The sequence below is a fragment of the Burkholderia sp. AU16482 genome, assembly GCF_002223285.1.
Lineage (GTDB): Bacteria > Pseudomonadota > Gammaproteobacteria > Burkholderiales > Burkholderiaceae > Burkholderia > Burkholderia semiarida.
This window is the reverse complement of the sequence record NZ_NKEY01000006.1, coordinates 783,224-796,700: the sequence shown is the minus strand read 5'-3', so window position 1 is coordinate 796,700 and position 13,477 is coordinate 783,224. Positions and strand designations below refer to the sequence as shown.

The following is a 13,477-nucleotide window of genomic DNA, read 5'->3' as shown; positions in this document are numbered from 1 at the left end:
GCCGCTTACGGCGTCGCGAAGAACAGCGCGACGACGCACGCCATCCCGCCGAACCACACGAGCGAACGCAGCGACGCCCAGTTCAACAGGTACATCAGCGCATACACGATGCGGATCGCGACGAACGCGATCGCGAGCTGGTCGACGCGATGGACGTTCGCGCCGTTGTGCCACGCCACGACCAGCGCGACCGCGAACAGCGCGAGCGCTTCCCATGAATTCTGATGCGCGGCCTGCGCGCGGGCGCGCCAGCCTTCGAGCTTCGCGAGGTAATCGCGCGGCGTACGGTTGTCGTAACCCTTGCGGGCCTTGGCGAGAAACGTCATCGGGAACGGCAACAGCGCCACGATGAACAGGCACAGCTGGGACGTCGTCATCCAAGTCTCCTCCGTTATGATTACATTGGTCAATGACAAGATCGCCGAGAGCTTAGCATTGCACCGTGCCGTTCGCGCACCGGTTTTCTAGACGGGAGACTCGGCCGCCCAGGCCGAAGTGGGCAGTGCGCGGCGAGCCCCAGCACCCGAATTTCCACCAAATCATCGACAAATACGTTAATTAAAACTGGTCTAACACCAATAAGATAGCGCTCAACACTGGCTGGGCGCGCGATCGCGCCGGCCTGCCGTTTCACTCCGCGCCCCGTGCGCCGAACGACATCCGACCCGAGCCCTTGCCATGCCCCGTCCCATCGTCGCCCATATCCGCCCCGACGCCGTCCGCCACAACCTCGACTTCATCCGCCGCACCGCCGCGCAATCGCGCGTGTGGGCCGTGATCAAGGCCAACGCGTATGGCCACGGCATCGAGCGGATCTACCCGGGCCTCGCGGCCGCCGACGGCATCGCGCTGCTCGATCTGGACGAAGCCGTGCGCGTGCGCGAGCTCGGCTGGGACAAGCCCGTGCTGCTGCTCGAAGGGATCTTCGAGCCCGCCGACGTCGAGCTGGCCGATCACCATCGGCTGACGGTCGCCGTGCACTGCGACGAACAGCTCGACCTGCTGATCGCCGCGAAGCCGCGGCAGCCGATCGACATCCAGCTCAAGATGAATTCCGGCATGAACCGGCTCGGCTATCGGCCGGCCGCGTTCCGCGCCGCGTGGGAACGCGCGGCGAGCGCGCCGTCGATCGGCAAGATCACGCTGATGATGCATTTCGCGAACGCCGACGAAGGCGAAGTCGACTGGCAGCTCGACCAGTTCGACGCGACCACGGCCGGGATTCCGGGCGAGCGCTCGGTGTCGAATTCGGCGGCCGTGCTGTGGCACCCGCGCGCGCACCGCGACTGGGTGCGCCCCGGCACGATTCTGTACGGCGCTTCGCCGACGGGCGCCTCGCGGCATATCGCCGACACGCCGCTGACGGCCGCGATGACGCTGACGAGCCGGATCATCGGCGTGCAGACGCTGGCGCCGGAGGAAACCGTCGGCTACGGCCGCCGCTTCACGGCCGATCGGGCGATGCGGATCGGCGTCGTCGCGTGCGGCTACGCGGACGGCTATCCGCGCCATGCCCCGACCGGCACGCCGATCGCGGTGGACGGCGTGATGACGCGCGTCGTCGGCCGCGCATCGATGGACATGCTGACCGTCGACCTGACGCCGTGCCCGAACGCGGGCATCGGCTCGAGCGTCGAGCTGTGGGGCGACCAGGTGAAGGTGGATGACGTCGCGCAAGCCAGCGGCACGATCGGCTACGAGCTGATGTGCGCGCTCGCGCGCCGCGTGCCGGTCGTGATCGTGCCGCCCGGGGCGACGAGCGTGCAGCCGGCGCTACGGACCGGCAGCTACGGACGCTGACGGGCCGGCGGTGCTGCGGTGCTGCGATGCGTGACAGCGTCGCCGCACGTGCCGTGCCGCGTGCCGGCCGGCCGCCTCACGCGGCCCGTCAGCTCTGCGGCGAACCGCCCACGCGCACCGGCGACGACACGGTACGTCGTTGCGCGTTGCACAACGCCGGGCGCCGACGCGCGCTCTGTCCGCTTCCGTCAACGCATCACGAACGCCACGTCGGCTTGCGCTTCTCGAGAAACGCGTCGATGCCCTCGCCCGCATCCTCTTCCATCATGTTGCGCGCCATCACGTCGCCCGCGTACGCATACGCTTCGTCGAGCGGCAGCTCGCGCTGACGATAGAACATCTGCTTGCCATATCGCACCGCGGCCGGGCTCTTCGCGACGATCTCCGCGACCTTGCGCGCGACGGCCGCATCGAGCGCGTCCTCGGGCACGGCTTCGTTGACGAGCCCCCACGCGGCGGCCGTCGCCGCATCGACGAAGCGGCCGGTCACCAGCATGTCGAACGCGCGCTTGGCCGCGACGTTGCGGCTCAACGCGACGGCCGGCGTCGAGCAGAACAGCCCGACGTTGATGCCCGACACCGCGAAGCGCGCGGTATCGGCCGCGATCGCGAGATCGCACGCGGCGACGAGCTGGCAGCCGGCCGCCGTCGCGATGCCGTGCACGCGCGCGATCACCGGCACCGGCAATGCGCGCATCGCGAGCATCACGCGGCTGCACTGCGCGAACAGCGTGCGGTAGTAGTCGAGTTCGGGCTTGCCGCGCATCTGCCGCAAGTCGTGGCCGGCGCAGAACGCCTTGCCTTCGGCGGCCAGCACGACGCAGCGCACGTGCGGATCGGCGGCAAGCGTATCGAACGCATCGTGCAGGGCCGAAAGCATCGCTTCGGACAACGCGTTAAACTGCTGCGGGCGATTCAGGCGCAGCGTGACGACGCCGTCGCGCGCGTCGCGCAGCAGGACCGGCCCGGCTGTCTCGTGAATGGGTTCCATGGTGTTCGGCTCGACGGGGTTCGGCAGGGTTGCGGGGCGATGCGAACGAGCGGCCATCGCGCCCGCCCGCTCGCGGCATGTCGGGGAAATGGTCCTCCACATTCGGCACGACGTCCAGCCGCGCCGCCGCATGCGCATGCGCGCGGGCCCGCCGGCCACCGCGCGACGCGCGATGCCGCTCGCCCGTCAACGGCGCCGTTACGCGCCGTGCTTCCGCGCCGACGCCGAGCCTGAACTGGTGCGCCTGATGGGACGGCGATGCAATCATTTCACCGCGTGGCTCGTCGCCCGTGCCGATCTCTACAAGACCGCATGTACGGGCGGTGATCGAAGCCGTCGTCGACGAATTCGCGACGGCGGCGGCGGGCCCGGTCGTGGGCCGATAGCGGACCGCCAGGGCCGGTGCGTCAGCGCGGCTGATACGCGCCGTCCGCCGCGGACCAGCGAAACGTCCGGCGCCATTTGCCGCCGCGCTCGCGCAACTGCAGGTCGCGGAAGCCGTCCGTCGAAGTCGACAGCACGCTCAGCGTATTGCTGCCTTCGGTGATGTCGTGATCGCGCGTACCGTTGCGATGCCAATCGCCTGCGATATCCCGGTAGAACATCATCGGCTGCGCGAACACGACGCGCAGCGTCTTGCCGTCGATCCGGAACAGGTACAACGCCTCGAACGACGCACCGCCGCCGGAATAACCGATCGACCAGCCCGCCCGCACCCCGAACGCGGCATCGCCCGCCCGCAGCGCATACGGCGCGAGATCGAACCGCGACCACCGCTCGGGACGTAGCACGCGATCACCCGGCGGCTTCGCCTCCTCGAGGTAGTCGGGACTGTCGAGATTCGTGTTGCTCCAGTCGGTCGCCTGGTCGAGCGGCTGTTCGGTTCGCGCGACGAGGCGCGGCACGCCGTCCGGGCCGCGCTCGAACACGCCCAGCCAGACCAGTTCCTTCTGATCATCGGCCTCGGCGTGGCGGTCGAAGCCCTCGCAATCGGTGGGTGCACGGAATCGCAGCGCCTCGCGCGCCGACTCGTCGGTCGGCGCCACGCAAACGATCGCGACGAACGCGCCGGGACGCTGCGGCCACGGTTTCGCGCCGGCCAGCACGACACGCGCAAGCGGCTGGCCGGGCGCAAGCTGCGCCACCAGCCCCTCCTTCGTGAAGCCGGGCGGCAAGTGCACGCCGAAACCGTCCGCTTCCGGCGCGCCGCTCATGTCGCGCGCATACGCGGCGCGGGCGTCGGGCGAATCGAATTTCCCGGGCACCTGATCGAGCGAATGCGCGGTGCCCGCCGCGTGCGCGGCGCAGCCCGCGAACGCGGCGCCGATCGCGACGAGCCACGGCATCAAGCGAATTGTCATGCCGGAATGTCCAGTGAAGTGTTTCAGTGCGCGGCGGGCGGGCGCACCCGGTTGCGCCCGCTGCGCCACGCGCGCACGCCCGACCACAACTGACCGACGCCGACGGCGAAAAAGACCGCGCCCATCGCGCCGATGGTCAGCACGCCGCCCCAGATCGCGCCGAACGTATTGAGCCGCGCCGTCATCCTCGGCGCGTCCGGCGCATAGCGCACCTCGACCGTCGCGCCGTCCTGCACGCTGACCTCGCCGCCCTGCGCATATTCGACCTGCTCGCCCGCGAGCGTCGTGAACGCGATCTCCGGATGATGCTGGCCTGCGTTCAGCTTGACGACGCGCCCGGGTACGGCGACCGACGCGCGCAGAAATTCGCGCGTCGACTGCGCATGCAACGTGACGCCGATAAGCACGCACGTGCCCACGACGGTAAAAACGACGCCCTTCGCGATCAGCGTCTCCGTGTGCCGCACAGCGGGTCGCCCGTATTCGGATGCCATCGGTTTCGTTCCGTTCCTGATGTTCGTCAATGCCGGGCGTGGCGGCGCATGATGCGCCGCCACGCCGCCCTCGGCATCCGGCAGGATACGGACATCGCGGCGCGCTGTAAATTGCGCGCGCAACCGTTCGACGGCCCGCTGGCGCGTCAGCCCGCGAGCTTCTTCAGCGCGTCGAGCACCGCATCGCCCTTGAACGGCTTCACGATCCAGCCCTTCACGCCGGCGGCCTTGCCGCGCGCCTTCATCGCCGGGCTGCTTTCGGTCGTCAGCATCACGACGTTGACCGCCGTGTTCGCCAGTTCGCCGCGAATCTTCTCGACCATCGTCAGGCCGTCCATGTTCGGCATGTTCACGTCGCTGATCACGAGGCGCACGCCGGGCGTCGCCTTGAGCTTCGCGAGCCCGTCCTTGCCATCGACGGCCGTCGCGACGTCGAGCCCGTGATCGCGCAGGAAGCCGGCCACTTCGTCGCGCACCGTGCCCGAATCGTCCACCACCAGAATCTTTGCCATGTCGTATTCCCCTTTCGTCGTTGCCGACTTCAACATTCAAAACAGTTCGAGTTCGCCCGCTTCGACCATCGGCCCGACGTCCTGCACCGATTCGCGGAAATCCTCCGGCGACCAGCTCAGGCTGAACACGAAGCGCTGGTCGAGACGGACCGAGCGCCCCGAAGCCGGATCGGTCATCCGGTACTTGAAACAGAGCTGCGGACAGTCGCCGCCGAACGAGATGAACTTCTGCTTGTGATTGACGACGAGCGGCACCTGCACCGGATGGCGCGCCAGCGCCTCGGCGTTGCCGAGATAGCGGTTCTTGAACGCGCCCCACACGAGGTTGGTCAGTTCGCCGAGCACGCTGTTCACGTCGCGGAAATCCGGCGCGCGGCCGCTGTCGCGCGTGCCGCCGAGCATGTCGAGCAGCGGCTGCTCGCTCGTCTGCAGCAGCATGTAGCCGCGGCACCACGCGCTTTCGAGCGCGATCAGGCTGAACACTTCGCCGAAGATGATCTGGTCGCGCACGATGCACGGCGTGTCGTGCTCGATCGTCATGCCCGGGAACAGGCCGTCGATGCGCGCCTCGGTGATCTCCGAGATGCCGCGCACCAGCGCGTTCGGGTAGTCGCGGCCGAACAGGTATTCGTCGATCGCGCGCGCGAGCGGCGTCATGTCGTCGGCGACGTAGGCCGCGCACGCCACACGCGCGAGCGCATCGGGCAGTCCGTCGCGCGACGCGAGCGATTCGCGGCGCAGGATGATCGGCAACTCGGGCCGCAGCGCGTCGATCTGCGTCGCGATGATCGCACTCTCGGCCGGCGAGCCGCCGTAATCCTCGGCCAGCAGGATCGCGCCGAGATCGATGTTCGAGCGCAGCACCTTCAAGAGCCGGCTGCGCCGCACGGTCAGGCCGACCAGATTGTGCTCGTCGCAGAAACGCTTGATCGCGTCGGCATGCACGCGGCTGTCGTCGAGCACGAGTACCTTGCTGACGGGTTGGTCTTCGGTCATCGGATGGATTCCTGATGGTCGGTCAGAACAGTTCGAGCTCGCCGCCGCTCTCCGCTGTGGCGGTTTCCGGCACATGGAAATCGACCGGCGCGTTCGCGCACACGCACAGCGTCGCGCCGACCCGCACGTCGCCGTCGAGCGTCAGGTCGTACGCGGCCACGTAATCGGGCGAGAGCGCGTGCATGGCGTCGATGCTCACGCCGCTCAGCAGGCAAGGCGTCGACATCCCGAGATCGGGGAACGGTGCGGTCAGCGCCTGGTTGATCGCGCCGCAACACAGGTTCGCGACTTCCATGAACGCGTCGGTCAGCGGCCGCTGGCTGCTCGCGCCCGCCGTCGCGCCGGCGAAATGGCGGCGCGTCGCGTCGTCGTCGCTGAAGCGCAGCGCAAGCAGCAGGCGGAAATGCAGCGCCGAGATCGTCAGCACGACCACATGTTCGGCTACCGTCGGCTTCGAGCGCGGCTTCGCGTGCATGCGATCGGGCGCGTCGTGTGCGTGCCCGGCGGCCGGCCGGATGTCGCACGCGCCGCCGGCCGCGAGCCGCGTGCGCGCGGCATCGAAAAAGATCCGCTCGAAACCGGCCCTCGCCTGCGCGCTGATCACGGGGCCGCTCCTTCGATCCGCGCGTGCAGTTGCCCGGCCAGCGTCTCGACCGTCGCGAGCGCGGCCGTGATCATCTTGCCGCCGGCCTGAATGTCCTGGAACGTCGCGGCCGTCACGAGATCGTTGCGGTTCAGGCTGTCGCGATAGCTGTTCGACAGTTCCTGCGAACGCGCGGCCAGCCCGCGCACCTCGCTCGCGACGATCGAGAAGCCGCGCCCGGCCGTGCCGGCACGCGCCGCCTCGATCGACGCGTTCAGCGACACGATCGACACGTGCGCGACGATCGCCGACAGCTCCAGGTTCTTCGCGCGCATGTCCTGGTTCTGCGTGGTCAGCGAGATCATCTGCTCGTGCCAGCGCTCGAACGTCCCGGCGAGCCCGCGCAGGCGCGCGGCTTCGTCGGCGATCTTCATCGCATGCTGCGCGAGCGCCGCGCGGTCGGCCGACAGCGCCTGCAACGCGTCGCGCTGCGCGGCGCTCTCGGACACCTCGCGCGCCAGCGCCTCTTCCAGTTGCGCCTCGCGTTGCGCCCATGCGTCGGCCGCTTGCGCATGCGCCGACGCCGTCTCTTCCGCCCGGGCCTCGGCCGCGTGGAGCGCACCGCGCAACGCATGCGCGTCGCGCTCCATCGACGCGACGAGCCGTTGGCGCATCACACGACACACGATCGCCGCCGCCACCGCGACGACCACGCCGCCCGCGAGCGCGGCGGCCATCTGAATCATCCACGCCTGCACGATCACGCCGTCACTCCGCCGCGCCGATATCCGCGAGGCGCGCCGGCTGCGCGTGCCCCGCGCCATGCGCGGCGCCGTCGGCCGCGAAGCGCGCCGGCAGCGACACGATCGTCTCGAACGCGCGATACGGCGCTCCGACGCGATCGTCGGTGAAGCGCAGCGCGATATCGCCGCCGTCGCGCTTCAGGAAATTGCGCACCGCGTCCATGCCGACGCCGCGCCCCGATACTTCGGTCACCGCTTGCGCGGTCGAGAAGCCCGGCCGGAAGATCAGCTCGGCGACGTCCTCGTCGGACATCGCCGCTTCGCTCGCGGCATCGATCCAGCCACGCTCGCGCGCGATGCCGCGAATCCGGTCGAGCGCGAGGCCGCGGCCGTCGTCGCCGAGCACGAACCACAGTTCGCCGCCGCCCACGCCGACCGCGATGTCGATCGTGCCGGACGCCGCCTTGCCGGCCGCGCGCCGCTCGTCGGACGATTCGATCCCGTGGTCGATCGCATTGCGCAGCAGGTGCATGAAGACGTTCTTCAGCGTCGCGACGATCTCGCTGCGCACGCGCTGGCCGTGGCTGTCGATATGCACGACGGGCGCCGGTTTGCCGAGCTCGGCCGCGAGCGACGGCAGCGACTCGATCACGCCGCCGAGCGCCTCGCCGATCCCTTGCGTGCCGAGCTGGCTCAGCATGCGGCGCACCGCATCGCGCGCCGCATGCCAGTCGGACGCGTTCGCCGGATCGGCGCCGTCGAGCACGCGCAGGCTCTCGCTGATGCGCGCGCGCTCGACCATCAGGAAATCGGCGCCATTCGGTGCCGGCTCACCGCCGCGGCCGAGCGTGACCGCGTTGATCGTCGCGTAGTGGTCGACGGCTTCGCGTACGCGCGCCAGATCCTCCATCAGCGCGTCGCGATTCCACTCGGGGCCGCTGTCCGCGCGGCGCAGCGATTCGTACGCCTGCTCCGCTTCGTGGACGATGTTCGTCAGGTGCTGAAGGCTGTACGTGCGCGCATTGCCCTTGATCGTGTGCATGTTGCGGAACAGCGCCGCGACGATCGAGTGATCGGCGCGCTCGTGCTGGCGGATCATCCGTTCGTTCTCGCTGAGGAAGCCCTTCGCGCTGTGCACGAAGTCGTGGAACTTGTCCTGGCTGATCGACAGAATCTCGCCGATCATCTCGAGGCGGCGCTGCTGCTCGCCGGTCTGCGCGGTCAGCGCGCGTATCTCGGTCACGTCGCGCACGCACAGCATCAGGCGCACCACCGTGTCGGTTTCGTCGGTGATCGCCGACCAGCTCAGGTCGAGCCACTTCTCGCGGCCGTCCGGCATTCGCTTCGCGACTTCGTTGACGAGCAGGTGCTCGTTGAACTCGAAGTTCATGCTGTCCTCGCCGAGGCACGCGTGCACGGCCGCGTCGACCTGCGAACGCGCGTCGGCGCCGATCGCCGAATCGTCGAACACGAGCGCCATCAGGTCGCGGCCGGCGATGTCGTTCGTCTCGAAGATGGTTTCGAGGTATGCCGAATATTCCGCGTGCACGACGCCGCCTTCGACGACGGTCAGGATGCCCTGCTGCATGTTCTGCAGCATCGCCTGGATATCGGCCGTCTTCTGCTTCAGTTGCGCGGCGTTCTCCTGGATCTTCTCGATCATCCCGTTGAACGCGACAATCGAATGGCCGATTTCGTCCATCCGGCCCACCGGCACGCGGCGTGTGAAATCCTGGCTCGTCGCGATCTCGCTCATCGCCGTCTGCATCCCGATCAGCGGGCGCGTGATCTGGCGATACAGCACGAAGCCGAGCGCGGTCAGCAGCACGATCACCGTGCCGGCGACGCCCGCGATCGCGGTGGCCGTGGTCGCGAGCATCCCGTTCAGCGCGCCGATCGCGTCGTCCTTCTGGCGGTTCTTCTCGACGCGCAGCGTGTCGACGATGCTTTCGAGTTCGTCGCGATACTGCGCGACGTTCGCGAACAGGTAGGCCTGCGCCATCTCGGCCTTGCCGTCCGTCTTCATCTTCACGGTGTCTTCGATCGCCGCGAAATAGTTGGCGGCGCTGTCCTTCGCCTGCGTGACGAGCCCTTCCTGCGCGCGGCCGACCGCCGATTTCGCCTGCGCGTCGAGCGCGGCGCGCAGCGCGGCCTGCTTCGCCTTCAGCTCGTCGCGCGCCTGGGCGGCGGTGTTCGCGTCGGGCGCGTAGACGAGCGTCATCGCCGCGATCTGGATATTCTTCACCTCGGCGACGAGATCGGCCGACGCGAGCGCGCTCGGCACGATGCCCTGGGTGACCTGACGCACCTCGGACGCGCTCTTGCGCGTCTGGTACACGGCATAGACGCCGATCGCGGACAGCGCGAAGAACGTCAGGACGACTAGCAGCGTAATGCGATGACGGATGGTCATGAGTACAGCTCCCCGCGGCGATCCGGGTGCGATCGCCCTTTTGTCTATTGAAAGAGTGTGAGCGCCGAATTATCGGGGATGGCGTATGACGGTCCGATGACCGAAAATCAATCGGTCATTGAGGAAAATGGAATGAATAATTGTGCGGGGAAAAGCCTAAAGTCTTTTGCGGATTTGCCGTTAACTTCGCGCCGCCTTACCGGCGTGGAAGCTGCGCCTGAGCAATCGTCGAAATAGCGGATATTTATTGTTTTATGCCGGCTCCGCAAAATCCGTTTTATTGAATGCCGGCAAAACGTTTGCCCATTATCGACGAGCCGGTTTGTTTTGGTATTTTTTATAATCGTTGCAGCGTTCGCCCGGCTGGTTCGTCAGTGTGTCCACCGCATGATCGACTGTTCAGCCTTCGTTCGGCTCGGCGAGCCAGTCTTCGAATTGCAGCCGCGGAACGCGCTCGAATTCGCGGACGTTGTGCGTGACGAGCACCAGGTGCCGCGCACGCGCCTGCCCTGCGATCAATGCATCGTAAGGGCCGATCGGCGTGCCGGCCGCGATCAGATGCGCACGAATTTCGCCCGCATGCTGCGCATCCTCGGTGTCGAACGGCACGACCTCGAACTGCAGCGCGTCGACACGCGCGGCGTTCGCCGCCGCGCGCTGGCTCTTGTACGCGCCGTAGTAAAGCTCGTGCGCGACGATCGCCGGGATGCCGAAATCGGCCGGCTGCCACGCATGCAGACGGGCCAGCATCGCCGGCTCGCCCTTGAGAATGGCGATCACCGCGTTGGTATCGAGCAGGAACTTCATTCGAACACATCCAGGCCCGCTCGCTCCTGAGCGGACGGCTGCGTAGTCGCGGCAGCCTCGAAATCGGCGTCGACCGGGCCGATCAGCGGTGTCAGCCAGGCCCAGTCCTGCGGCATCGGCTCGAGAACGACGGACGCCCCGTGGCGGCGGATGCGGACCTCGGCCGTATCGAAGCGAAATTCCTTCGGCAGCCGGACGGCCTGCGAACCGCCATGCTTGAAGAGCTTTGCAGTATCCATGTTCCCGCCCTCACGTATCTACAGAATGTATCTATTTTATCAATTGAACGTGAGAATGACGAGTCGTCCGATCGGCCTGGCGTGAACGGATTGCCGGGGCCGCCGGCCCATGCCCGATCGCGTGACGTCGCGATCCGTTCCTGCAACGTACCGGGCCCCGATTCGTTCCGGTCACGAAACAATCAATCCCGCCCCGGCGATTCCCCTCCCGATCCGCCCGCTCTAGACTGTTGCATCGCTCCCCTTTCGGACCCACGCAATGACCGACGTCCTGCCGCTGACCACCGAGCCCGAATCCGGCCTTCAATACCGGCTGCGTCCGGCCACTGGCGGCCCGGCCGCCCGCCTGTTGCTGCTGCACGGCGTCGGCGGAAACGAGACCAACCTGTTGAACGTGGCCGACACGATCGATCCGCGCATCGAAATCGCGTTCCTGCGCGGCCCGCTCACGTTCGGGCCCAATCAGCATGCATGGTTTCCGGTGCGTTTCGGCCCGAACGGCCCTGAAATCGATCCGGCGCGTGCGGACGAGAGCCGCGTGCAACTGATCACGCTGCTGCATGCGCTCCGCGCGCGGGATGGCGCTGCCCCCGCGTTGCCGACCGTGATCGCCGGCTTCAGCCAGGGCGGCATCATGAGCGCGAGCGTCGGCCTCACGTCGCCGGGCGACGTGAGCGCGTTCGCCGTGCTGTGCGGGCGCATCCTGCCGGAAATCGATCCGTTGATCGCGCCGCGCGATGCATTGAGCACGCTGCACGCGCTGGTGATGCACGGCCGCTTCGACGACAAGTTGCCCGTCGCATGGGCCGACACGGCCGACGCGAAGCTGACGGCGCTCGGCGTCGCGCACGACACGCGGCTGTATGCGGCCGGCCACGAGCTGACCGCGGAGATGGCCGGCGATTTCAGCCGATGGGTCGGTGAGCGCGCCGGGTTGAACTGACTCGAACCAAACGGACCGGGGGCGCCAGCCCGCGAACGGACCGGCACCCCCGGCGCATGACGTCACGCGTTCGTCACGCGTTCCGCGCGGGATCCGCCACGCCACGCACGGATGCGGGCACCGCCGCCGCCCGCTCGCGCTCGGCGCCACGTTTCGCCAGCTTCCAGCCGATCACCAACGCGAGCACGACGACGGGAATCGTCGCGATGGTCCACGTGCCGCCCGGATAGTCGAACGCCATCAACACCAGCACGCCGACGAGAAACGCGAGCGTGAGCCACGACGTGAACGGCGCGCCGGGCATCCGGAACGACACGGCCTTCATCTCGCCGCGATCGACCGCGCGGCGGAACAGGATCTGGCACATCACGATGAAGCCCCACGTCGTGATGATCCCGAGCGACGCCATGTTCAGCACGATCTCGAACGCCTGGGCCGGCACGATGTAGTTCAGCGGCACGCCGATCGCATTGATCGCGACCGTGATCAGGATGCCGCCGTACGGCACGCCGCGGGCGTTCATCCGCGACACGAAGCGCGGCGCCGAGCCGCCCATCGCGAGCGAGCGCAGCACGCGGCCCGTCGAATAAAGGCCGGAATTCAGGCTCGACAGCGCGGCCGTCAGCACCACGACGTTCATCACGGTGCCGACGTAAGGCACGCCCAGCTTGCTGAAGAACGTGACGAACGGGCTTTCGTGCGCGCTGTACGCCGTCCACGGCAGCAGCAGCGTCAACAGCACGACCGAGCCGACATAGAACAGCGCGATGCGCCACATCACGCTGTTGATCGCCTTCGGCAGCACCTTGCGCGCGTCGGCGGTCTCGCCCGCCGCGACACCGACGAGCTCGATGCTCGCGTACGCGAACACGACGCCCTGCACGATCAGCACCGCCGGCAGGATCCCGTGCGGGAAGATCCCGCCGTGATCCGCGACGAGATGCAGCCCCGTCATCTGTCCCGCCACCGGATGGCCGCTCGCGAGAAACACGGCGCCGACCGCGAGAAACACCGCGAGCGTGCCCACCTTCACGAGCGAGAACCAGAACTCCATCTCACCGAACACCTTCACGCCGATCATGTTCATCACCGACACGATCCCGAGCGCGCCGAGCGCGAACACCCATTGCGGCACGTCGGTGAACACGGCCCAGTACTTCATGTAGATCGCGACCGCGGTGATGTCGACGATGCCGGTCGTCGCCCAGTTCAGGTAGTACATCCAGCCCGCGACGAACGATGCGCGCTCGCCCATGAACTCCCGTGCGTACGACACGAAGCTGCCGCTGGTCGGCCGGTGCATCACGAGCTCGCCGAGCGCGCGCATGATCAGGAACGCGAACACGCCGCACACGAGATACACGAGCGCGAGCGCCGGCCCCGCGCTTTGCAGGCGCCCGCCCGCGCCGAGAAAGAGGCCGGTGCCGATCGCACCGCCCATCGCGATCATCTGCACGTGCCGCGGCTTCAACTGCTTCGCATAGCCGGCTTCGTGCGACGCGAACATCGCATCGGGATCGGCATGCGCGGCATCCGCGCCGCCGGCCGGACCGGCCGGGCGCTCGGTGGGGTGTTTCATCGTGAGTCTCCGTTGT

Annotated in this window: 14 protein-coding genes and 1 pseudogene; 3 read left to right on the top strand and 12 right to left on the bottom strand. The window is 67.8% G+C overall.

The genetic code is table 11. The features are described from left to right. Positions 1–5: 5 nt before the first annotated feature. Positions 6–377 (bottom strand): MAPEG family protein, encoded by a 372-nt coding sequence (locus CFB35_RS20990; RefSeq protein WP_059582445.1) that lies wholly within the window; start codon positions 375–377, stop codon positions 6–8. Between the two features lie 301 nt (positions 378–678). Between CFB35_RS20990 and alr the strand changes: the two genes are divergently transcribed. Continuing rightward, positions 679–1,800, top strand: coding sequence for an alanine racemase (alr, locus tag CFB35_RS20985; protein ID WP_059582448.1), 1,122 nt, complete (start codon positions 679–681; stop codon positions 1,798–1,800). A gap of 196 nt (positions 1,801–1,996) precedes the next feature. Here alr and CFB35_RS20980 read toward each other — a convergent pair whose 3' ends face one another. Further along, a complete protein-coding gene (locus tag CFB35_RS20980) occupies positions 1,997–2,791 on the bottom strand; it encodes an enoyl-CoA hydratase (protein ID WP_059639275.1) in 795 nt (264 codons plus the stop codon). Positions 2,792–2,996: 205 nt separating this feature from the next. On the opposite strand from CFB35_RS20980, the pseudogene CFB35_RS35635 reads away from it, so the two are divergent. Continuing rightward, positions 2,997–3,177: pseudogene (locus tag CFB35_RS35635) on the top strand (LysR family transcriptional regulator); the annotation flags it as partial. Positions 3,178–3,198: 21 nt separating this feature from the next. Here CFB35_RS35635 and CFB35_RS20970 read toward each other — a convergent pair. From CFB35_RS20970 to CFB35_RS20930, 9 genes are all read right to left on the bottom strand, one after another. Beyond that, the gene (locus CFB35_RS20970; RefSeq protein ID WP_089465533.1) at positions 3,199–4,152 is read right to left on the bottom strand and encodes a hypothetical protein; all 954 of its coding nucleotides are present in this window, start codon (positions 4,150–4,152) and stop codon (positions 3,199–3,201) included. Positions 4,153–4,175: 23 nt separating this feature from the next. Next, positions 4,176–4,646, bottom strand: a complete 471-nt coding sequence (locus CFB35_RS20965; RefSeq protein ID WP_089465532.1) for a DUF3592 domain-containing protein — start codon at positions 4,644–4,646, stop codon at positions 4,176–4,178. 146 nt (positions 4,647–4,792) lie between these two features. After that, positions 4,793–5,158, bottom strand: a complete 366-nt coding sequence (locus CFB35_RS20960) for a response regulator (RefSeq protein ID WP_059583076.1) — start codon at positions 5,156–5,158, stop codon at positions 4,793–4,795. Between the two features lie 36 nt (positions 5,159–5,194). Then, the gene (locus CFB35_RS20955) at positions 5,195–6,154 is read right to left on the bottom strand and encodes a chemotaxis protein CheX (protein ID WP_059582458.1); all 960 of its coding nucleotides are present in this window, start codon (positions 6,152–6,154) and stop codon (positions 5,195–5,197) included. 22 nt (positions 6,155–6,176) lie between these two features. Beyond that, positions 6,177–6,758 carry a hypothetical protein gene (locus CFB35_RS20950; protein WP_059582463.1) on the bottom strand — a complete coding sequence of 194 codons (582 nt, stop codon included), beginning with the start codon at positions 6,756–6,758 and terminating at the stop codon, positions 6,177–6,179. Next, positions 6,755–7,483 (bottom strand): methyl-accepting chemotaxis protein, encoded by a 729-nt coding sequence (locus CFB35_RS20945; protein WP_059583079.1) that lies wholly within the window; start codon positions 7,481–7,483, stop codon positions 6,755–6,757. Before CFB35_RS20945 ends, CFB35_RS20950 begins: the two co-directional genes overlap by 4 nt. A 22-nt stretch (positions 7,484–7,505) precedes the next feature. Next, positions 7,506–9,893 (bottom strand): MCP four helix bundle domain-containing protein, encoded by a 2,388-nt coding sequence (locus CFB35_RS20940; protein ID WP_089465531.1) that lies wholly within the window; start codon positions 9,891–9,893, stop codon positions 7,506–7,508. A 399-nt stretch (positions 9,894–10,292) separates the two neighbouring features. Beyond that, on the bottom strand, positions 10,293–10,700 hold the full coding sequence (locus CFB35_RS20935; protein WP_089465530.1) for a type II toxin-antitoxin system VapC family toxin: 408 nt from the start codon (positions 10,698–10,700) through the stop codon (positions 10,293–10,295). Further along, positions 10,697–10,939 carry an antitoxin gene (locus CFB35_RS20930; protein WP_089465529.1) on the bottom strand — a complete coding sequence of 81 codons (243 nt, stop codon included), beginning with the start codon at positions 10,937–10,939 and terminating at the stop codon, positions 10,697–10,699. Before CFB35_RS20930 ends, CFB35_RS20935 begins: the two co-directional genes overlap by 4 nt. Positions 10,940–11,198: 259 nt before the next feature. Here CFB35_RS20930 and CFB35_RS20925 point away from each other — a divergent pair, with 259 nt between their 5' ends. Then, positions 11,199–11,882 carry an alpha/beta hydrolase gene (locus CFB35_RS20925; RefSeq protein WP_089465528.1) on the top strand — a complete coding sequence of 228 codons (684 nt, stop codon included), beginning with the start codon at positions 11,199–11,201 and terminating at the stop codon, positions 11,880–11,882. Between the two features lie 73 nt (positions 11,883–11,955). On the opposite strand, the gene CFB35_RS20920 is transcribed toward CFB35_RS20925, so the two are convergent. Beyond that, positions 11,956–13,461 (bottom strand): amino acid permease, encoded by a 1,506-nt coding sequence (locus CFB35_RS20920; RefSeq protein ID WP_059582475.1) that lies wholly within the window; start codon positions 13,459–13,461, stop codon positions 11,956–11,958. Positions 13,462–13,477: the final 16 nt, after the last annotated feature.

Bases quoted from the DNA above. Each gene is read 5' to 3' on its own strand.
- CFB35_RS20925 (WP_089465528.1), top strand. From the start codon at position 11,199: ATGACCGACGTCCTGCCGCTGACCACCGAGCCCGAATCCGGCCTTCAA.
- CFB35_RS20960 (WP_059583076.1), bottom strand. From the start codon at position 5,158: ATGGCAAAGATTCTGGTGGTGGACGATTCGGGCACGGTGCGCGACGAA.
- CFB35_RS20990 (WP_059582445.1), bottom strand. From the start codon at position 377: ATGACGACGTCCCAGCTGTGCCTGTTCATCGTGGCGCTGTTGCCGTTC.
- CFB35_RS20980 (WP_059639275.1), bottom strand. From the start codon at position 2,791: ATGGAACCCATTCACGAGACAGCCGGGCCGGTCCTGCTGCGCGACGCG.
- CFB35_RS20920 (WP_059582475.1), bottom strand. From the start codon at position 13,461: ATGAAACACCCCACCGAGCGCCCGGCCGGTCCGGCCGGCGGCGCGGAT.
- CFB35_RS20955 (WP_059582458.1), bottom strand. From the start codon at position 6,154: ATGACCGAAGACCAACCCGTCAGCAAGGTACTCGTGCTCGACGACAGC.
- alr (WP_059582448.1), top strand. From the start codon at position 679: ATGCCCCGTCCCATCGTCGCCCATATCCGCCCCGACGCCGTCCGCCAC.
- CFB35_RS20945 (WP_059583079.1), bottom strand. From the start codon at position 7,483: ATGATTCAGATGGCCGCCGCGCTCGCGGGCGGCGTGGTCGTCGCGGTG.
- CFB35_RS20970 (WP_089465533.1), bottom strand. From the start codon at position 4,152: ATGACAATTCGCTTGATGCCGTGGCTCGTCGCGATCGGCGCCGCGTTC.
- CFB35_RS20935 (WP_089465530.1), bottom strand. From the start codon at position 10,700: ATGAAGTTCCTGCTCGATACCAACGCGGTGATCGCCATTCTCAAGGGC.
- CFB35_RS20940 (WP_089465531.1), bottom strand. From the start codon at position 9,893: ATGACCATCCGTCATCGCATTACGCTGCTAGTCGTCCTGACGTTCTTC.
- CFB35_RS20930 (WP_089465529.1), bottom strand. From the start codon at position 10,939: ATGGATACTGCAAAGCTCTTCAAGCATGGCGGTTCGCAGGCCGTCCGG.
- CFB35_RS20965 (WP_089465532.1), bottom strand. From the start codon at position 4,646: ATGGCATCCGAATACGGGCGACCCGCTGTGCGGCACACGGAGACGCTG.